Raw genomic sequence first — 19,221 nt, 5'->3', positions numbered from 1 at the left:
ATACAAACAATGGATTGGGGACTAGTACTTGCTTGGGCAATCAAGATTCTATCTTTGTTCTTTGTCATTATAACGGGTGTAGCCTATTACACTCTCGCAGAACGTAAGTTTGCTGGTTTTATCCAGGACAGACCAGGTCCCAACCGAGCAGGTCCTTTTGGAATTTTCCAGCCTCTTGCGGACGGAATTAAGTTCATCGCAAAAGAAGAGGTCTTTCCCAAAAACGTTTCTAAGGTGATGTATTTGATTGCACCGACCATTTCCATGACTTGTGCCATCTTAGCTTGGGCTGTGATCCCTTTTGGTGGTACGATCCCAGCTCCTGCCTGGCTCATGGCTTGGACAGGTGTGCAAACCATAGATTTGCAAATTGCGAATCCAGACTCCGGTGTCTTGTATATGCTTGCCATTTCCTCTCTTGCGGTATACGGGATTATGATCGCTGGTTGGTCTAGCAATAACAAATACAGTCTATTGGGAGGGGTTCGCTCCACGGCACAGATGATCAGTTACGAACTTCCCATGGGACTTTCTATTGTTGTGATCGTCATCATGACGGGTTCTCTTCGTTTGACAGAAATCAATGATGCCCAAAAGGATCTTTGGAATATCCTCACCCCCCCTGGATTCATTGCCTTTTTTATCTATGTGACGGCTATGTTTGCCGAAACCAATCGCCTGCCATTTGACTTGGCCGAGGCAGAGTCAGAGCTTGTTGTTGGATTCCACACCGAATACGGAGCTTTTAAATTTGCCATGTTCTTTTTGGCAGAGTATATGAACATGATCACCATGTCTTGCCTTACCACTCTCCTTTACTTTGGCGGATACAATGTACCTTTTGGCCTAGGCGATGGTTCAGAATGGTCGGCCTTTATCGGCTTAGGTGTTTTTATCTTGAAAGTTCTCTTTTTTGCCTTTTTATTTATCTGGGTTCGATGGACCTTACCAAGATTTCGGTATGACCAATTGATGAGGCTTGGTTGGAAAAAAATGATCCCTTGGGGTCTGTTCACTGTTGCCTTAGCGTCGGTATATACCGTATACTGGAAAGAAGCTTGGCAAAGGATTTTTTCATGATTGCTCCTGACCATCCTAGTTTTTATCTTTTTCTTTTGTTTGGGACAGTTGCTGTCATCACGGCTTTAAATGTCATCTTCCAAAAAAACCCTGTCGTTTCGGCAGTCTCTTTGGTATTTACCTTCTTTTCTCTGGCAGGCATCTATGCCATCATGGGAGCCTTCTTCATTGCAACCATGCAAGTCTTGGTCTATGCTGGTGCCATTATGGTATTAGTGGTCTTTGTGATTATGCTCCTGTCCCAAAGGGCAGAGACTCTTTCCAAATTTTGGGACAATCCTTTGAAAGTCTTAGCACTATCTGTATTTGGTATGCTATTCTTCTTCACACTCTTTTCTGCTCTCCAGTGGGGTGTTCCAAAACAAAATCCTGAAACCAAGGGATACACTGTATCCGAACTCCAAACACAATACCAATACCCAATCAATGGTGGCACAAGTGTCACTGCCGAAGGAAATGTGGCAGCAGTTGGCGCGGCAACGTATTTAGATTATGTGTTACCATTTGAACTTTTATCTATTTTACTTTTGGTGGCCGTGGTTGGAGCGGTGATTCTTGCCAAACGACGGCTTACTACGGAATCTACAAAGGATAGTACACTATGAACGCTCTTATTTCAGGTATCCCTAGCGTTTATTTTTTAGCACTCGCGGGCATTCTGTTCTCTATCGGTTTAGTGGGAGTTCTCATACGTAGAAATGCCGTGATTATATTCATGTCAGTCGAATTGATTTTGAACGCCGTCAATCTTGTGTTTGTTACCTTCTCCAAAACTTTGTTAAATGTATCGGGGGAAGTCATTGTCTTCTTTGTGATGGCCATTGCTGCTTGTGAAGCGGCGATTGGTCTTGCTTTGGTCATCGCAATCTTTCGTCAGAACAAGTCTTCAAATGTGGATGAGTTGCAGTCATTAAAGTGGTGAATATGTTAGATTTGATTTATTTAGTAGTACTCTTCCCCCTGATTGGTTTTTTACACAATGCCTTTTTGATGAAGCGCATTCCACATCGTTTTGCGGGTGCGATAGGCACACTCGCAGTATTGATTCCATTTTTGATCACGCTTCAAATCTTTTTTGAATTTAAGCCAATGGAACGTACGTTCCCCCACATTGTCACTTTGTTCCCTTGGATCCACATTGGAAATTTTCATTTAGATATAGCCTATCAAGTAGACCAACTCTCTCTTTATATGGCTTTGGTCATTACAGGCATTGGCTCCTTGATTCACCTTTATTCTATGGGCTACATGAAAGGCGACAGCGGTTATGTTCGTTTTTTTGCTTATTTAAATCTTTTCGTCTTCTCTATGTTAAACTTAGTGCTTTCAGATAACCTAGTCCTCACCTTTCTAGGTTGGGAAGGGGTGGGTCTCTGTTCCTATTTACTGATAGGATTTGAGTACGAGAAAAATTCTGCAGCTGCTGCAGGCATGAAAGCCTTTGTCCTCAACAGGATCGGTGATCTCGGCTTCATATTGGGAAGTGGGTTTTTGTTTTGGTTGACTGGAAGCCTAAAGTATTCCGAAATCCAAACTCTTGTTCCAGGCATTGCCCACTTTGCTGATTATACAGATTTGATTGCTCTTTTCTTCTTTATAGCCGCCATGGGTAAGTCCGCGCAAGTTCCTTTGTATGTATGGTTACCGGATGCGATGGCAGGTCCCACACCTGTCTCTGCATTGATCCATGCTGCCACCATGGTGACAGCGGGTATCTTTTTGATCGCAAGGCTTTCCATTGTTTTTATGGCTGCGCCTCACACCTCGTTACTGATTGCAAGTGTTGGTGCATTTACTGCACTATTTGCGGCAAGCATAGGAACTCTCCAAACAGACATCAAAAAGATTCTCGCCTACTCAACGGTCTCACAACTTGGTTTTATGTTTTTAGCAATGGGGGTGGGGTCCTATGTAGCTGGATTGTTTCATTTGATGACCCATGCCTTTTTCAAAGCTTTACTTTTCTTAGGTGCAGGTTCTGTCATTCATATCCTACACCATGAACAAAATATACGGAAGATGGGCTCTTTGTTTTCCAAAGCCAAGATCACATCCATCACCTTTTTGTTGGGAACTTTGGCGATTGCTGGGATTCCTCCTTTTTCTGGATTTTTCTCAAAAGATTTAATTTTAGAAAAGACGTTTCAATACCCTATTTACGGAACATTTCTTTGGACTGTTGGGATATTGGCAGCTTTCTTTACTGCTTTTTATATGTTTCGTTTGGTGTTTGTTGTCTTCTTTGGAACAGATCGTACGGATACACATGGCAAAAAAATCCATGAATCTCCTTTGACTATGACCCTTCCACTCTTGCTCCTTGCCATAGGTGCAAGCATTGTTGGATTTCTTCAGACCCCACATTTCTTTTTACATATCCATACATTAGAATCGTATTTCGAGCCCATCCTATTCCCGGGTAAAGTATATGCAAATACAGTTGGTTCTGCAGTTACCTTGCAGGCCTTAGGGGAAGGCGATGATTTGAAACTAGCAGGCTTTGCTATTTTGATGAGTTTGTTCGGCATTGGCCTAGCAGGTTTTTTGTATACTGACAGAAATGTAGAAGTGAAAGAAGAACATTCCGGTTTCAGGAAAATCCTATTTCACAAATACTATGTGGATGAAATATATGATTTTTTATTTGTTCGTCCCTTCGTTAGTATCTCGAAGATCATCGCATTTACGATCGACCGTTATGCAATAGATGGATTTTTTACTGGAATAGCGCGCGTATTGCAAGGCTTAGCGGGTATTTTGCGTCGTTTCCAAACAGGATTTGTTGGGGACTATGCTCTCTATATCACACTGGGATCGTTTTTCATTCTTCTATTTTTGTTGGTAAAGGGAGTCTAAGGTGCCTTCTCAAATCATCTCTATCATACTTGCCATCCCTCTTCTAAGCTCCCTATTGATCGTTTTCCAAAAGAGAATGGGAAATGTAATCCTCATCTCTGCGATCTCCTCTGGGGTCACGACACTTCTTTCGGTAGGACTCCTATTTGCTTACGATGTGAACGATTCTAGCCTACAGTTTGTGCATTGGATTCCTGATTGGATTGTTTCTGGTAAATTGAGCATTGATTATCACGTCGGTTTAGATGGACTTTCTTTGAGTTTATTTGCCCTCACTGCCTTTTTGTTTTTTATTTCAAGCATTGCCTCTTGGTCCAATATCCCAAGGCGTATCAAAGAATTTCATATCTGTCTGCTTGTATTGGAAACTTCTGTCTTAGGGGTATTCGCGGCAGCCAATTTGGTGCTCTATTATGTTTTCTGGGAAATGATGGTGCTACCTATGGTGCTTATGATAGGGATATGGGGTGGCGAAGATAGAACGACCGCTGCATTGAAATACTTTTTGTATTCAATGGCTGGTTCCTTGTTTATGTTAGCTGGTATACTCACTCTTTACTTTAAAACCGGCAAAACTACAATTGAATCCTTGGCAACTATGGATTTATCCAATATTAGCCCCTCTCTACAAATCCTTTTGTTTTTTTCTTTTGCCCTGGCCTTTGCCATTAAAATTCCTATGTTTCCTTTCCACACCTGGATGCCGGATGTGCATACACAAGCGCCTACGGTTGGTTCGGTGGACTTAGCAGGGGTTTTACTGAAAATAGGTGCCTATGGTTTTTTGCGATTCTGCATTCCCTTTTTCCCTATCATAAGCTTGGAGACAAGAGACCTATTTCAGGTTTTAGCTGTGATTGGTATCGTTTACGGTGCTATGGCCGCATTAGTGCAAAAAGACATCAAACGTATTGTCGCCTATAGCTCACTATCCCACATGGGCTTTGTAATGTTAGGTGTATTTTCTTTCACAGAAGAAGGTGTAGTGGGAGCTATGCTGCAAATGATTTCTCATGGCATTTCAACAGGTATGCTCTTTTTACTGATTGGAATGATTTACGAGAGAGCAAGGACACGCGACATCGATGAATTTGGTGGGCTGATCCGCCAGATGCCAGTGTTTTCCACGTTTTTCTTCCTTGCAGTGATATCCTCAGTAGGATTGCCTGGGACGAATGGATTTGTTGGTGAGTTTTTAATTCTCATTGGGAGTATGAAAGGCAATCCATGGATCACTGGTATCGCAACAACTGGAGTTGTCTTTGCTGCCTTGTATCTACTATGGTTTGTGAAGCGTTTTTTATTTGGACCAAGCAAAACCATCCAAGCAAAGCCCTATACGGATCTCAGTTTCCGAGAGATAGGATTTTTAGTTCCCCTAGTGGTTCTCATTTTTTGGATAGGTCTCTATCCTAAACCTCTATTGGATCTTTTGAAACCATCTGCTCTTGTGATTTTGAATTCAGCTTCTGAGAAAGCAATTCAGGAAAGGGTGAATCCTCCTAAAGACCAGATTGGACTTTCCTTCAATCGCACATTTCCAGATTACAAGAGTTTGGGGCAAAGCCTTGGAACCTACGAAGAAAGATTAGGTGTCTACAGTTCCCGATTTGCTCTCCCCAATTTAAAATCCCCACTTTTGAAAGTTGCTCCTGATGAGAGTGGAACACATGATTCGATAGAATCCATAGAAAAGGATACCAAGTAAATGTCTTATATCCCAAATGTGAATGATTTATTTTCGATTTTGCCCATGCTCATTTTGGCAGGTATGGGTTTGTTCCTTCTCATCGTGCAGTTTCTACTGCCGAACAAAGAGGATACTGGAGTTTTGTGGTTACTAACATTTTTGGCTATCCTAGCTTCAACATTTTCTGTTTGGTATCTAACGCAAAACCCTGGTTATGGGAATTATTTTTATTCTCAAGTCTCTATTAGCCCACTCACTCGTTATTTGAATTTCTTATACCTCTTTTGCGCAGCTGTCACTCTGCTCATCGTACCCCATTCTTTCCGTAAGAATCAGGCGCACTTTCCCGAATTCTATGCACTCCTTCTCTTTTGTCTGACTGGTCTTATGTTTTTTACCACAGCTTACGATCTTATGGTAATTTTCATCGGCCTGGAGATCTTTTCTCTCTGTTTTTATATTCTCATTGGTATGACTCGCAATTCAGCAAGCTCCTTAGAATCTGCTATGAAGTACTTTTTGTTAGGAGCCTTCAGCTCAGCATTTATGTTGCTCGGCATTGCTTTTTTGTACGGGGGTTCTGGTTCAACAAACGTAGACCGTGTGTTAAATGGTTTATTCCAGACAGGATTTCAGAGCAATTTTGCCAAACTAGGCTTTGGTTTGTTTTTGATTGGAATTTTCTTTAAATCCGCTTTGGTTCCTTTCCATGCTTGGACACCTGATGTTTATGAAGGATCTTTAACTCCGATTACTGGTTTTATGGCTTCCGCTGGTAAGGTCTGTGCCTTGGGATTGCTTTTAGTCTTATTCCAGCATATTCCCAGTGGGAATGGTGGCGAGATTTGGAAACACTTAGTCGGTGCTGTAGCCTTCCTCTCGATGACTTGGGGAAACCTCGTTGCTATCCGCCAAACAAACCTTAAGCGAATCTTGGCTTATTCTTCTATTTCCCATGCGGGTTACATTGCCCTCGGGATCGCTTGTGGTGCCAATTTGGAGGCACTTTACTATTTGGTAACTTATGCCGTGATGAACCTCGCCGCATTCTCCTTACTCTCCTATATGGAATCAGGGGAGCGCGAAATCACACTGAAAACCATTTCTTCCCTCAGCCAAAACTCACCCTACATTGCCTTTGCGCTATCTGTCTTGTTTTTGTCTTTTGCCGGTTTTCCTCCCCTCATTGGGTTCTGGTCTAAGTTTTTCCTACTCCAAAAAGTTGCCGAGTCGGACCTTCTCTTCCATAGGTTTTTGCTTTTTGCTGCCGTTGCCAATTCTGCCCTTGCTTTCTTTTATTACATGAACATCACCATTCAGTCCTACATGAAGGCAGAGGCTCTGGAGGATCTAGATGGTTTGGAAAAGGACTTTCCCACTAGCCTGGTCGTCGGGATCTCAGTGGCCTTTTTGCTCTTCGGAATCCTTGTATTCCAGCCAATGAGCTTTGTGTAGTTTCGTTATAGCAGATTTTATTTCGCAATAACGAAACAAAGCTTGCCAAAGTTAATTCCTTTCAGACTTTGGTTCCCAAACCCTCGGAAACATCCGAGAGGAGGTGTCCATGGCAGTCGTTATCCGCAAACAAGAGTCAATTGAAGGAGCGGAAGCAATCCGAACTTTTCTCCAGGAAAAGGGTCTTGATTATGAGTCTTTTTCGACCCCCGAGGGGATCTCTCCTCTCCTGGGGCAAAAAGGCCTAAATGATGCAGAAAAAGAAGAAGTGCTCTCAAGCTTAGAATATCGCTTTGAAGACCTAAAGAAGAAATATGGTTATAAAGCGCGAGACTTGGTTGTATTGCATGATGAGGTCCCTGGGATTGATGAGGTCTTGGCAAAATTTGATAAACTTCATATCCATACGGATGAGGAAGTCCGCTACATCATTGATGGATCTGGTATTTTTGGTTTCATCATTGGCGGTGAGAAATTTGAAGTTCATGTTTCAAAGGGAGACTTTCTTTCCATACCTGCCAATACAAACCATTGGTTTACTCTAGATGAGAAAAAAAGAATCAAGGCTGTGCGTTATTTCAAAGATAACAGTGGTTGGGTGCCGGTCTACGTGGATGAGTCAAAAGTTTTAGTTCACTAAAGTAAACATAGTTTTATGCACTTTTGCCAAACCATTCTACTATGAACTGTAGGCTGGTTTGGCCTCGAAAGTTATTTTTTTCGAGATAACCAACGAGATCCATTTGGTCTAGTTGCGACATCGCCTCTTGGAATTCTACGCCGCGATTCCATACAATGTATTTTAAGGACCCTCCACCTAATACTTGAAATTTGATATGCTTTCCACCACTCAAGGGATTTACATGCATAGGGCGAATCGATCGTAAGGCAAGTCTCACTTCAGGATTTCCTTGGCCAAACGGAGCAAGGTCTATAATTTCTTTGTAGAGTTTATCATTGATCTCGTTTGCTTCTACGCAGATATCAGAGAAGATATCATAATCTGCCTGCACCTCCTCTTGGAAGACAGTCTCCGCACTTTTGTAAAGCGCTTCTTCGAAATCTGGTAGTTTCTCTTGGCGAATGGAAAACCCCGCAGCTTCAGGGTGGCCACCAAAATGTAAAAAATGATCGGAAAGTGACTCCAATAATTTGAGAACGTTTTCTTTGTCATAGGCTCTGATAGAGCCTCTCGCTTCGCCATGGTCAGGTGTCACAAACACTGCAACTTTTTTGAAGTCCTGCACCATTTTGGTGGCAACAATACCAGACACTCCAGGTTCCATATCCGGTTCATAACAGTATAACACTGGTTTTGTTAGCCTTTCTGGCTTTCTCGCAAAATACCTTTGCATCCGATCCAAATTCCGAGCTGTTCTTTCTTTTCGCTCAGAGTTGATTTTTACAAGGTCTTTTGCTTTTTCTTTGGCAAAGGTCGAATCTTCACTTAACAGCAATTTGACTGCCTCCTCCGTCTTTCCCATACGTCCTGCGGCATTTAAAACAGGGCCTATGGTCCATCCCAGATCTTTGGGGCTAATTTCATTGAGTTGCAGTTCTTGCAGGAGAGCTTTTGTTCCGATTCTTTTTTTGGAAATTTGTGGATTCCAATAGTCCTGGAGGGCCTTTACTGCCAGTTTAACGATCATTCGATTTTCACCAGTAAGTGGCATCATATCGGTAATTGTTCCAATGCCTGCTAGATCTATCTCCTCCATTAGTAATTCTTCAAAATTTGGGATTTGTTTGCATTGGTGGTAAAAGAGTAGCCTTTCCTCACCTTGGGGGAAAGATTTTGCATCATACATATCCAAATCAGGGAAGGGGAAAACTTCGCTCTTCTCTGGCTTAGCCAATACCATCAAACCATTTTGAAAGTAAATCTCTCCTGATTCTGTTTTTTTCACATATACTTTGTTAAATTCTGCACTTTTGTAAAAGAGTAGAGCTATCACCAATTTGAAGGATAGGACGGATGTACAGATTTTTTTTTCCGGATACATTGAGTCCAATCTCCGGGGGTTTACGAGTAGACAGCCTTTAGGGATGCGGGCAGGGATTTCATGGTGGTCTAAAACAATGACCTTAACCCCCGTTTGGGTTAAAGACTCAATTTCATCTGCTTGTGATGATCCAAAGTCCAAACACACCAAAAGGTCAGGCGAAGCCTTTTTGATCTTTTGGATTGCTTCTTTCGAGAGACCATACGGATCACTATCGGAGGAGGTGAGGATTTCGATAGAGGTAGAACGAAAGTCGGGATGCAATCGTAAGAAATAACCTAACAAACAACTAGAAGAAACACCATCAGAATCTCTATCTCCATACAATAAGATCTTGGCGCCGTTTTGTTGTGCCTCAAACAGCAATTGAACACTTGCTAGCAGGTCAGGCAAAGAAAAAGGGGAGTGTAAAAAGGAAATGTGGGAAGCCAGAAATTCATGGGCAGACAAGTCCCGAAGCGCCTCTCTGCGATCCACTAGATAGCGTAAGATCGGGCGTTTGCTTTTGACTTCGGAACGGATTTGGGTGGGAGTGGGTCCAAAAAGAACCCGTTTTACATAATGCAATTACCTATGATTTTGGAACCAAATTCCACTTCAAGGCCTGGAGATTTGATGTCACCAACCACCTTGCCAGGTTTCTTCAATTCTACTCTTTCTTTGGCATCCACATTGCCTTTCAAATTTCCTAACACGAGTAAACTTCCTACTTCTACATCGGCTTCCACATCGCCGGTTTCATCGATGATCAACCTTCCCGGAGATGAAATGGTGCCTTTGAACTGGCCTTTGATCTTTAGTGTCTGGTTGAACGAGAGTGTACCACGGAAGCTGATGTCGTCGTTGATGATGGTGTCTACTGATTCATCTTTCATACTGGGGATAGATTCGAGGTTCCCGATTCTTTGGCAACTTCGTTCCCTTTTCATTAGAAAAGATTTCGGAAAAAAGTTCAGGATTTTAATTTTCCTGTTGAAGCTAGCTGTTCCCTCCTCAGATTGGAAGAAGGTGTTCTTTTTTGAAGGCTAGTAGAATCTTACAAACTGCTCTTTTACTTGTGCTTTCCATTTGTATCAATTGGAACGCGGTAGACGATCGATTTGTCTCTCCGATTGAAGACCTAAGCCACCAATACCAATCCTATGAACTGGAAGAGACGACACGTCTCAGCAATGTTTCTCTTAAAAAACAAAACCCGGTCCTGTTTGTTCTTGAGAACGAGACCTCACTGCTTGCGAACACCAAAAACCAAAAAGAAACATGGGAGAGAGAGGATTCTGATCGGATTGTCTTTTTTTTACTCCCTGTTCGGTTCTTGAGCCTTCCTCCACCATCTTTGGTCTGATTTTTGCAGTCTTTTGCGAGAGAGTGATTCTCGCACGTCCTAATTTCCCCAAAGGTATTTGTATTCATGTTAGAAAAAATCATTCAGTATTCCATACAAAATCGAGGCACAGTCCTTGTTGTCACCGCTGTTTTGACCATAGTAGGGTTTTACAATGCGATGCACCTCTCGATAGATGCGATTCCAGACGTTACGAACGTGCAAGTATCAGCAGTGACTTCCGTGCCTGGTCTTTCTCCCCTCGAAGTTGAACAGTTCATTACCTATCCAATCGAGTTGGAATTTAATGGAATGCCCAAAGTCACGGAAATCCGATCTATTTCACGGACGGGAGTTAGTTCCGTTACTGTCATTTTTGAAGATGGAACTGATATCTACTTCGCTCGCCAATTGGTCAACGAAAGGCTCAAACAGGCAGAGAACTTTATCCCAAAATCCTATGGCCGACCAGAACTTTCTCCTATTTCCACGGGTTTAGGAGATATTTACGAATTTGCTCTTGTTTCTGAAACCCATACTCCCGAAGAGCTTAGAATCACAATGGAATGGGAGGTTGCAAGGCAGCTTCGCTCTGTTAAGGGAATCATTGATGTCAACGTAGTGGGTGGGGATGTCAAACAATTCCAAATCAAAATTGACCCAAGAAGATTACAATCTCTAAATCTCACTCTTTCTCATATAACAGAAGCCTTAGAAGGAGCTAACATCAATTTAGGTGGTGGGTATATCCAAAAAGGTGAGGAACAGTTTGTTATCCGAGGAGAGAGTCAATTTAAGTCGGTAGAGGACATTAGCCAACTCTCGGTGCGTACCTCGAAAGATGGTATTCCACTTACTCTCGGACAGATTGCAAAAGTAGAGACAGGTCCAGCTCTTCGTTTTGGTCTAGCGACTAAGAATGGAAAACGAGAAGTCGTAAGTGGAACAGCGATGATGCTCATGGGTAGCAATTCACTTGAAGTGGTCTCTCGGGTGAAAGAGAAAATGAAAGAGATTGAGGCAAGGCTTCCCAAAGGAATGAAGATCGAAGTTTATTATGATAGATCGGAATTCATTGGACGAACACTAAGCACCGTTTTCACAAATTTAGTTGAGGCGGCTATCATAGTACTAGCTTGCCTTATTTTAACCTTGGGCACAGTTAAAGGCGCTATTGCCGTAGCCCTCGCCATCCCAGTTTCTATGCTCATTGCCACTATTCTAATGAATGCTTTTGGCATCGTTGGGAACTTGATGTCATTGGGAGCTTTGGACTTTGGATTGTTAGTGGATGGTTCGATTGTGATGCTTGAGTCCACCTTGCATGGATTTCTGATACGTAAAAACTTTCTGCTCTCAAAAACTTCCGCCCAAGATATGGAAGATGGCATAGAAGATGTGATAACAGAATCTTGTATGAAGGTAGTGAGAGCCTCTGCATTTAGTGTCGGTATCATCCTTTTAGTCTACTTACCGCTTATGACCCTTGAAGGTGTAGAAGGAAGGATGTTTCGTCCCATGGCGATCACCGTTGCCTTTGCTTTGGGTGCAGCTCTGCTCTATTCTATCACCACATTCCCGGCTCTTATGACCTTGATATACAAAAAACCGCTCTTACATGAATCTGAATTTTGGGAGAAGTTCCAACACAAATATTCTGAGGTCCTAACTTATGGAATGCGATTCAAAAAAGAGTTTGCTATTGCAGGGGTGGTCCTGGTTTTCGTATCACTCCTATTAGGTGGTACTTTGGGTTCTGAGTTTTTGCCAAGAATTGATGAGGGCGAAATTGCCGTAGATATCAAACGACTACCTTCCACAGCCATTAACCATTCCAGGGATTTAAACTTAGAAATTGAGAAAGTACTTTTAAAACTCCCAGAGGTTACATCAGTTGTATCAAAGCAAGGTAGGGGAGAGTCAGCAGCTGAGCCAATCGGTTCGGAAGAGGGCGAATCCATGGTGAAACTCAAACCCAAAAAAGAGTGGGTCACCGTGAAGGACCGCGAGTCTCTCATGGAGATTATGAAAAAGGAAATCAACGAACAAGTTCCCTCGTCTTATATCAGTTTGTCGCAACCTATTGAGAATCGGGTGAATGCACTTTTATCTGGTTCGAAAGCTGATATCGTGATAAAAATATACGGAGATGATATCCTTACCTTAAAATCGATTGCTGACAATTATGCTTCCAAAATCAAAAAGATCAAAGGGGCGGGAGATTTAAGGGTTCAAAAATTGCTCGGCCTCCCTCTCTTAGAAGTTAAAATGAACCGACAAAAAATGTCTCGTTATGGAGTGAGAGCCGAAGAGGTACTCACAACCATAGAAACATTACGTGTAGGTGTCAATGCAGGAAAGGTGTATGAGGGCTACAAACGTTTCGATTTGATTGTAAGGTTAGATGCCGATGTCAGAGATATCGATGTCATAGAAAATGTTCCCGTTATGACAGAATTAGGTGGAACAGTGCCTCTTGGCCAGGTAACGGATATTACGATGTCGGAGGGTCCAGCCGCTTTGTATCATGAAGGACTCAAACGAAGGATCCTGGTAGAGGTGAACGTCCGAGGGCGAGACATGATCGGATTTGTAAATGAAGTTATGGCTGCCACCGACCAAATCGAAAAGGATCTACCCGAAGGCTATTATGTAGATTGGGGTGGTCAGTTTGAGAACTTTACCAGAGCAAAGGCGAGGTTGGGAATTGTGATCCCCATTGCCGCTGGCATTATCTTTGCAATGCTCTTTATTGCTTTTGGTAGCGTATATTATGCACTTGGCGTTTTTATGTTAGTTCCTCTTTCTCTCTCGGGTGGGATACTTTCACTTGTCATCAGAGGATTGCCATTCTCTATTCCAGCAGGGGTTGGATTCATTGCCGCGGCCGGTATTTCTGTGTTAAACGGTGTAGTCTATGCTTCTGCTCTGAAAGACCAATTAAAGGTGACCAAAGACCCGAGTAAAGCCGTCGTGGAGGCAGCTGTATACACTTTGAGAGCTGTGGCCACTACTGAACTCGTGGCCATCATTGGATTTTTGCCTATGGCGATTGCCTCTTCCGCAGGTGCTGAAGTGCAGAGACCATTGGCGACCGTTGTAATGGGAGGAGTTCTTGTTGCGACGATTCTTTCTCGCTTCTTACTACCGATAGCTTTTGAGTATTTGGTAAAATTGGCCAATAAACAAGAGCAAAGACAGGCAGAAAGAGAACAAAAATTGAATGAATACTTCCTCCAAGAAATGAGACGATTCCAAGAGCATGAAAAGGAAGAATCTGCAGAAGAGGAATTGAAAGAATCAAAGTTAACGTTAAAAAAAGGGTCTAAGAGGAAATAAAACATGAAGCCAAATTACTATGTAGCACATCCGTGGCACGGGATTGAATTGGGGCCAAAGGCACCAGATGAAATCGATGTATTTATCGAACTCACTCCACAGGATCCTGTTAAATATGAAATCGACAAAGCATCTGGCTTTATCCGTGTGGACCGACCTCAAAAATATAGCAACCGTTCACCGACTCTGTACGGTTTTATTCCTCGTACTTATTCTGGTGAGGCATCTGGAAAACATTGTTCGGATGTAGTTGGCCGACCGAATATAGAAGGTGATGGAGACCCTATTGATATTTGCGTCCTTAGCGCAAGCCCTATCAATCATGGGAACACTATACTTTCCGTAATCCCTATTGGTGGGTTACGTATGATTGATAAGGGTGAGGCTGACGACAAAATCATTGCAGTTTTAAAAGGTGACGAAGTGTTCGGATTGATGAAGGAAATCGGCGATGTCCCAGAGGCAATGATCAAAAAACTACAACACTACTTCCTCACCTATAAACTCGATCCAAATTCTCCTACGTCTGGAACTGTAGAAATTACGGAGGTGTATGGTAAAGAAGAGGCTCTTCGGGTGATTCAGTTTGGCATTGAAGATTATATAAAGAAGTTTGTTACGGTATGAAAATGCTTCGAATACTTTCTATTCTAGTTCTTTCTGTAATGTCTTTGTCAGCAAAAGATATTATGGAGAAGAACTTAGATCCATTATTTTTGGGTGAGGATACTATTTCCTTAAATTTCAATGAAAAGTGGAATATAGGTGATTTGGAATCATTTGCTGTTTCGAGTAATCCCCTTTATTTGCGAGAAAAACAAAACATTGGGATTGCTAGAGGTGATATTATCACTGCGAGTCTGTACTACAATCCAATAGTCAATATGCAACAGCAGTTTATAGGTGCGCGAGCGACTAGCGGAACTGGCTTACCAGAAACATCTGTGATTTACAACCAACCATTCGATTTGAGTGGCGTAATCCCCCAAAGAGAAAAGGTCGCAAAACAAGAGTTTATGGCAACGATTGCTAATTTTAATGACTTTGATCGCTTGTTTCGTTTGCGGCTTCGGCAAAATTTTTGGACCTATTTGTATGTCACCGAGCAAATCAATTACCAGAAGGAATTTTTGGAAAATTACCAAGACCTTCTCGACCTGACAAAACTAAGAGCAGAAAAAGGGGATATTTCCTTTTTGGAATACGACCGATTAACCTTAGAGAGAATCCAGATCGACCGTGAATATAGAAATGCGAGAATACTACGGGCCCAGGTTGTCAAAAACTTACGGGTGCTCATCGGTCTTCCAGATAGCAATGTTCCCCTGGAAGTGAAGGGGCGTTTGGAATTTTTCTCTACGAAAGAATTTGGCCTAGAGCTAGATAAATTCGATATAGAAGGTCGACCTGATTTGGTTGTCTTAAAACTTCGACAACAGAAAGAGAGAATGAATATTGAACTCCGTAAACGAGAGATCATTCCTCCTTTGACTCTCGGTGTTGAATACCTAAACAAAGGAACAGAGCACGTAACAGGGATTTATGCGTCCACTCCTCTCCCTTTATTTGACCGCCGACAAGGTGAAATCCTGAAGTCAGAAGAGTCATTCAAAAAACTGACCTTTGACGTAGAGGCAAAGAGAAATGAAATCTTAAATGAGATATCTGCCGCCGTCAAGGAATTGCAGGCAAGAGAATCTCAACTTTTAGAATACAAACAGTTTGATCTCATCAATAAAAACAGAGAGGTTCAGGAAAAATCTAGACTAGCCTACATTCGTGGTGCATCAAATTTAGTTACTTTCTTGGAAGCAGAAAAAAATTATTTAAATGTCCTCAGAAATTATTATGAGATCATTTATCTCTACTACAATGCCTTAGAAGCATTTAGAGCAGCTATAGGCAAAATGGATACATCAGATTTATAGGAAACCAAATGAAAGCATCATTTTTAAAATCACCTTTGTTCCGAAAGATAGCGATAGGAGCCTTCCTCCTGAGTCTATCTTATTATGGATACACTAAGTTTTTTGGAGGACCCAAAAAAACAGAAAGTCTCTCCGATGATAAGTCAAAGTTTCGAGTTTCAGAAGAAATTCAAAAAAATCATCCTTTCTCCATAGTTTACCTTGAAGAAAGAGCTGTAGAAGAAGATCTACAATTGCCCGGTACTGTTTCGTATGACATGAATAATGTGGCAAAAGTTGGATCCCGCGTCAATGGACGAATTCTTTCTGTTTTTGTGAAAGAAGGAGATCGTGTAAAAAAAGGTGCTCCTCTCGCTTCCATTCAATCAGTTGAGCTCGGAACCACAGAAGCAAATTACCTGAAAGCTAGAGCTAGGTTAGAGGCTTTGAAAGTACAAGCAGATAGAGCAAAAGAATTATATGAGAAGAAGGTGACCTCGGCAAAAGAGTACGAAATGTCACTCATGGATTATAAATCCGTAAAAGCAGAAATGGAAACTAGTCGCAATGCCCTAGAAAATTTGGGACTAAACGATTCTGAAATTTCTAATCTGGAAGCTGGTAAATACAATTCAAAAAATCTTTTCATTCGGTCTCCCATATCAGGTACGGTGACCGTACGAGAAGCAATCATTGGCCAAGCTGTGAATGCAAGAGACAACTTATTTACTGTTGCGGATCTAAGTGTTCTATGGATCAATCTTGAGGTTTTTGAAAAGGATCTTAATAGTTTGCGGAAAGGAAATGAAGCAAAAGTCATTCCTATCGGTGGAACCATTGACGATGCTGTGAAGGCAGTTGTCTCCTATGTCTCAGATGTCATTGATCCAGTGAAAAAAACTGCGGAGATCCGTCTCGAAGTAAGAAATGCAAATGGTCGTTTGCGTCCCGGACAAAGTGTAACAGCAAACGTGAAGGGTATGGTAGCAGAAAATCTTCGAAACAAAATCAAAGTTATCCCTATGGATTCCGTTCATAAAATTGAAGGAGAGACCTTTGTATTTGTGAAGAATATGGATGCAAGTTTTAGCGCGAAGAAAGTAGGATTGGGCAAGTCCTACGAAGATTGGGTAGAAATCCTAACCGGATTGGATGGCAACGAAGCTATTGTGAAAGACGGCTCCTTCGTACTGAAAAGTGAATACTTAAAGTTGTAAAAATAAGTTTGACATAACATACATTTCCTATTTATTTGTTAAGTATGAAGGATTTAACAGAAAAGCAGGAGCAGGTTCTCCTGTTTATCACCGAGTCAGTTCGAGAAAAAGGATTTCCACCTACCATCCGAGAGATTGGTGACCAGTTCGGAATTACTGCAAAGGGTGCTTATGACCACCTCAAGGCTATCGAAAAGAAAGGCTATATCCGTACCTCTAAAAACCAAAGCCGAGCCATTGAATTATTGAAAGGCACACAAGATGAGGCTCTTCTTGTGCGTGCATCTGGCATCCCCCTTCTCGGGCAAGTGGCCGCCGGTTCTCCCATCCTCGCAGAAGAAAACATAGAAGAGTACCTTGCGGTGCCTGATGATTTAGCGAGTAAACCAGGAACCTTTGCCCTAAGGGTCAAAGGGGATTCTATGGTGGAAGCAGGCATTAGCGATGGAGATATCGCCATCATACAAAAAAAAGACACAGCCAAAAATGGTGAGATCGTAGTCGCACTCTTAGATAACGAAGCTACTTTGAAGGTTTTCTACAAAGAGGCTGACCACATCCGCCTTGAGCCGAGAAATTCCAAATTGAAGCCCATCAAAACAAAAAAAGCAAGCATCGTCGGAAAACTGATCGGCCTCTACCGAATTTACTGATTGACCCCTACCTGAGCTTATCACAAGGTCTAGGGGTATGCGATTAAAGCAACTCTGGCTCTTGTTTTTCATCCTACTCAGTTTCACTTTCTCATGCATTGCTGAAAAAGATCTTGTGTCGGAGGCTGATTTGTCTCGGGCATTGGAACGATTTGCGGAGACTCGTATCCAAACAGGTTTGATGACAGATCCCAAAAAGACTGTGCCTACAGACAAAGAGTTGTTTGAAGAGGCTTGTAGTGTATATCGGTTGCCGATTGCAGAGGCCAAATCTTTACTCCTCAACAAAAATCCAAAACTATACCACTCCATTTACGGAAACTAAAATATGAAGAACAAAGAACGACTGTTATGGCTTAGCCTCGTATTTATTTTAATCTCATTTATTTTTTTTGGTTCACTTCCTCGTGTGAAGGCCATTTCCACAACGGGCGAGGCTTACTTACAAGTGTTTCATGAAGTGCTCGGATTTGTTGAAAGTGACTTTGTAGAGCCTGCAGACGAAAAAAAATTATATGTTGGCGCCATACAGGGAGCCTTACAGAGTTTAGGTGATCCTCATACAAGATTTTTAGATTCTGATGAATTCCTCGAGTTGCAAAATGAAACAAAGGGTTCTTTTGGTGGCATAGGTGTGGAAGTTAGCTTTCAAGATGGAGCCTTTATCATTGTGGCACCCTTAGAGGGCACACCTGCTTGGAAGGCAGGACTCTTGCCGCAAGATAGAATAATAGAAATCAATGGAAAATCTACGAAGAATGTTTCCATGGCAGATTCCATCAATATGATGCGAGGAGAGGTAGGTTCTTCCTTAAGTATGAAGATCGAAAGGAAAGGTGTCAAGGATCCATTCACTGTAAGTATGATCCGCGAGTTAATCAAGATCCAATATATTCGTTCATCCTATTTACCTCAAACAAAAACAGGTTATATAAAACTCGCTCAATTTATGGGTAGGGAAAATACAGCCAAACAATTTGAGGATAGTATTAAAAAGTTAATCGAGAGTGGCGCAAAAAACTTAGTCATTGATCTGCGTATGAATCCTGGTGGACTTGTTGATCTCTCGGTAGAATTGGCTGATTTATTTTTGCCAGCAAACCAAGAAATACTTTCTGTTCGAGGAAGAGGAGGTGTCCTTGTCAAAACCTTTCGTTCCGATAAACAGGGTGCAAAATTTTTAGATATTCCACTAGCTATTTTGTTAAACGGTGGCTCAGCAAGTGCTTCGGAAATTTTGGCAGGTGCCTTGCAAGACCATAAACGAGCAAAAGTTGTGGGCACTCAAAGCTTCGGAAAAGGCTCGGTCCAATCCATCTTTCCTCTTTCTCACAAAACAGGAGTTGCCATTACCATACAAAAGTATTTTACTCCTTCTGGAAAGTCGATCCATGGGAAGGGCATCACACCTGATGTATTGGTAAACCCAATATCCGCAAATGATGACGAGAAATTTGCTTTCGAGAAACTGCAGAAACGTGGGAAACTTCGTACTTTTTTTAATGCTCATAGCGATTACAACGATGAGACCGTTCTAGAATTCCAAAATCTTTTGAAGGAAGAGAAACTTACCATTTCTGATTCGGTCATTCGATTATTCTTATTTAATGAATTGCGAAGCACTCAATCGACACAAGCTCCCAATACCGAACTAGACCTACAACTAAAGGAAGCGATCCGCATACTGAATCTATAAA

17 protein-coding genes are annotated in these 19,221 nt (G+C 42.0%); 15 read left to right on the top strand and 2 right to left on the bottom strand.

Annotation, left to right across the window (positions count from 1 at the left end; translation table 11 throughout):
* The first annotated feature begins 9 nt into the window (after positions 1 to 9).
* The 7 genes from nuoH to DI060_RS05700 all read left to right on the top strand — a co-directional run bounded on the left by nuoH (position 10) and on the right by DI060_RS05700 (position 7,721).
* Positions 10 to 1,080 (top strand): NADH-quinone oxidoreductase subunit NuoH, encoded by a 1,071-nt coding sequence (gene nuoH / locus DI060_RS05730; RefSeq protein WP_108974650.1) that lies wholly within the window; start codon positions 10 to 12, stop codon positions 1,078 to 1,080.
* Positions 1,059 to 1,685, top strand: a complete 627-nt coding sequence (locus DI060_RS05725) for an NADH-quinone oxidoreductase subunit J family protein (RefSeq protein ID WP_439956888.1) — start codon at positions 1,059 to 1,061, stop codon at positions 1,683 to 1,685. Before nuoH ends, DI060_RS05725 begins: the two co-directional genes overlap by 22 nt.
* Positions 1,682 to 2,002, top strand: coding sequence for an NADH-quinone oxidoreductase subunit NuoK (gene nuoK / locus DI060_RS05720; RefSeq protein ID WP_108974648.1), 321 nt, complete (start codon positions 1,682 to 1,684; stop codon positions 2,000 to 2,002). The genes DI060_RS05725 and nuoK overlap by 4 nt, the downstream gene beginning before the upstream one ends.
* A gap of 2 nt (positions 2,003 to 2,004) precedes the next feature.
* Positions 2,005 to 3,936, top strand: coding sequence for an NADH-quinone oxidoreductase subunit L (nuoL, locus tag DI060_RS05715; protein WP_108974646.1), 1,932 nt, complete (start codon positions 2,005 to 2,007; stop codon positions 3,934 to 3,936).
* Position 3,937: 1 nt separating this feature from the next.
* Positions 3,938 to 5,644, top strand: a complete 1,707-nt coding sequence (locus DI060_RS05710; RefSeq protein ID WP_108974643.1) for a complex I subunit 4 family protein — start codon at positions 3,938 to 3,940, stop codon at positions 5,642 to 5,644.
* On the top strand, positions 5,645 to 7,081 hold the full coding sequence (locus tag DI060_RS05705) for an NADH-quinone oxidoreductase subunit N (RefSeq protein ID WP_108974641.1): 1,437 nt from the start codon (positions 5,645 to 5,647) through the stop codon (positions 7,079 to 7,081).
* Between the two features lie 109 nt (positions 7,082 to 7,190).
* Complete coding sequence (locus tag DI060_RS05700; protein WP_108974639.1) at positions 7,191 to 7,721, top strand: cupin domain-containing protein; 531 nt, start codon at positions 7,191 to 7,193, stop codon at positions 7,719 to 7,721.
* 13 nt (positions 7,722 to 7,734) lie between these two features.
* On the opposite strand, the gene recJ is transcribed toward DI060_RS05700, so the two are convergent.
* Both recJ and DI060_RS05690 read right to left on the bottom strand, forming a co-directional pair.
* Positions 7,735 to 9,651: a single-stranded-DNA-specific exonuclease RecJ gene (gene recJ, locus DI060_RS05695; RefSeq protein ID WP_108974637.1), complete on the bottom strand. Its 1,917-nt coding sequence runs from the start codon at positions 9,649 to 9,651 to the stop codon at positions 7,735 to 7,737.
* Entirely contained in the window at positions 9,639 to 9,959 is a 321-nt protein-coding gene (locus tag DI060_RS05690) for a bactofilin family protein (RefSeq protein ID WP_108975661.1), read from the bottom strand. The genes recJ and DI060_RS05690 overlap by 13 nt, the downstream gene beginning before the upstream one ends.
* 143 nt (positions 9,960 to 10,102) lie before the next feature.
* Here DI060_RS05690 and DI060_RS05685 point away from each other — a divergent pair, with 143 nt between their 5' ends.
* From DI060_RS05685 to DI060_RS05650, 8 genes are all read left to right on the top strand, one after another.
* The gene (locus DI060_RS05685) at positions 10,103 to 10,429 is read left to right on the top strand and encodes a hypothetical protein (RefSeq protein ID WP_108974635.1); all 327 of its coding nucleotides are present in this window, start codon (positions 10,103 to 10,105) and stop codon (positions 10,427 to 10,429) included.
* A gap of 66 nt (positions 10,430 to 10,495) precedes the next feature.
* Positions 10,496 to 13,747 carry an efflux RND transporter permease subunit gene (locus tag DI060_RS05680; RefSeq protein ID WP_108974633.1) on the top strand — a complete coding sequence of 1,084 codons (3,252 nt, stop codon included), beginning with the start codon at positions 10,496 to 10,498 and terminating at the stop codon, positions 13,745 to 13,747.
* A 3-nt stretch (positions 13,748 to 13,750) separates the two neighbouring features.
* Positions 13,751 to 14,374: an inorganic pyrophosphatase gene (locus DI060_RS05675; protein WP_108974631.1), complete on the top strand. Its 624-nt coding sequence runs from the start codon at positions 13,751 to 13,753 to the stop codon at positions 14,372 to 14,374.
* Between the two features lie 38 nt (positions 14,375 to 14,412).
* Entirely contained in the window at positions 14,413 to 15,675 is a 1,263-nt protein-coding gene (locus tag DI060_RS05670; protein WP_439956899.1) for a TolC family protein, read from the top strand.
* Positions 15,676 to 15,683: 8 nt separating this feature from the next.
* On the top strand, positions 15,684 to 16,871 hold the full coding sequence (locus DI060_RS05665) for an efflux RND transporter periplasmic adaptor subunit (RefSeq protein WP_108974627.1): 1,188 nt from the start codon (positions 15,684 to 15,686) through the stop codon (positions 16,869 to 16,871).
* A 44-nt stretch (positions 16,872 to 16,915) separates the two neighbouring features.
* Complete coding sequence (gene lexA / locus DI060_RS05660; protein WP_108975658.1) at positions 16,916 to 17,524, top strand: transcriptional repressor LexA; 609 nt, start codon at positions 16,916 to 16,918, stop codon at positions 17,522 to 17,524.
* Positions 17,525 to 17,561: 37 nt separating this feature from the next.
* Positions 17,562 to 17,849, top strand: coding sequence for an LA_1448 family UV-C exposure upregulated protein (locus tag DI060_RS05655; RefSeq protein WP_108974625.1), 288 nt, complete (start codon positions 17,562 to 17,564; stop codon positions 17,847 to 17,849).
* 3 nt (positions 17,850 to 17,852) lie between these two features.
* Entirely contained in the window at positions 17,853 to 19,220 is a 1,368-nt protein-coding gene (locus tag DI060_RS05650; RefSeq protein WP_108974623.1) for a S41 family peptidase, read from the top strand.
* Position 19,221 lies beyond the last annotated feature (1 nt).

It is taken from the genome of Leptospira ryugenii (genome assembly GCF_003114855.1).
Classification (GTDB): Bacteria; Spirochaetota; Leptospiria; order Leptospirales; family Leptospiraceae; genus Leptospira_A; species Leptospira_A ryugenii.
Note: the sequence above shows the minus strand (reverse complement) of the source record. Positions and strands in the feature narration are given on the sequence as shown.

What these genes read in the sequence shown, in the direction of transcription:
- nuoH (WP_108974650.1), top strand. Translation starts at nt 10, where the DNA reads ATGGATTGGGGACTAGTACTTGCTTGGGCAATCAAGATTCTATCTTTG.
- nuoK (WP_108974648.1), top strand. Translation starts at nt 1,682, where the DNA reads ATGAACGCTCTTATTTCAGGTATCCCTAGCGTTTATTTTTTAGCACTC.
- nuoL (WP_108974646.1), top strand. Translation starts at nt 2,005, where the DNA reads ATGTTAGATTTGATTTATTTAGTAGTACTCTTCCCCCTGATTGGTTTT.
- DI060_RS05705 (WP_108974641.1), top strand. Translation starts at nt 5,645, where the DNA reads ATGTCTTATATCCCAAATGTGAATGATTTATTTTCGATTTTGCCCATG.
- DI060_RS05700 (WP_108974639.1), top strand. Translation starts at nt 7,191, where the DNA reads ATGGCAGTCGTTATCCGCAAACAAGAGTCAATTGAAGGAGCGGAAGCA.
- DI060_RS05690 (WP_108975661.1), bottom strand. Translation starts at nt 9,959, where the DNA reads ATGAAAGATGAATCAGTAGACACCATCATCAACGACGACATCAGCTTC.
- DI060_RS05680 (WP_108974633.1), top strand. Translation starts at nt 10,496, where the DNA reads ATGTTAGAAAAAATCATTCAGTATTCCATACAAAATCGAGGCACAGTC.
- DI060_RS05675 (WP_108974631.1), top strand. Translation starts at nt 13,751, where the DNA reads ATGAAGCCAAATTACTATGTAGCACATCCGTGGCACGGGATTGAATTG.
- DI060_RS05670 (WP_439956899.1), top strand. Translation starts at nt 14,413, where the DNA reads ATGTCTTTGTCAGCAAAAGATATTATGGAGAAGAACTTAGATCCATTA.
- DI060_RS05665 (WP_108974627.1), top strand. Translation starts at nt 15,684, where the DNA reads ATGAAAGCATCATTTTTAAAATCACCTTTGTTCCGAAAGATAGCGATA.
- lexA (WP_108975658.1), top strand. Translation starts at nt 16,916, where the DNA reads ATGAAGGATTTAACAGAAAAGCAGGAGCAGGTTCTCCTGTTTATCACC.
- DI060_RS05655 (WP_108974625.1), top strand. Translation starts at nt 17,562, where the DNA reads ATGCGATTAAAGCAACTCTGGCTCTTGTTTTTCATCCTACTCAGTTTC.
- DI060_RS05650 (WP_108974623.1), top strand. Translation starts at nt 17,853, where the DNA reads ATGAAGAACAAAGAACGACTGTTATGGCTTAGCCTCGTATTTATTTTA.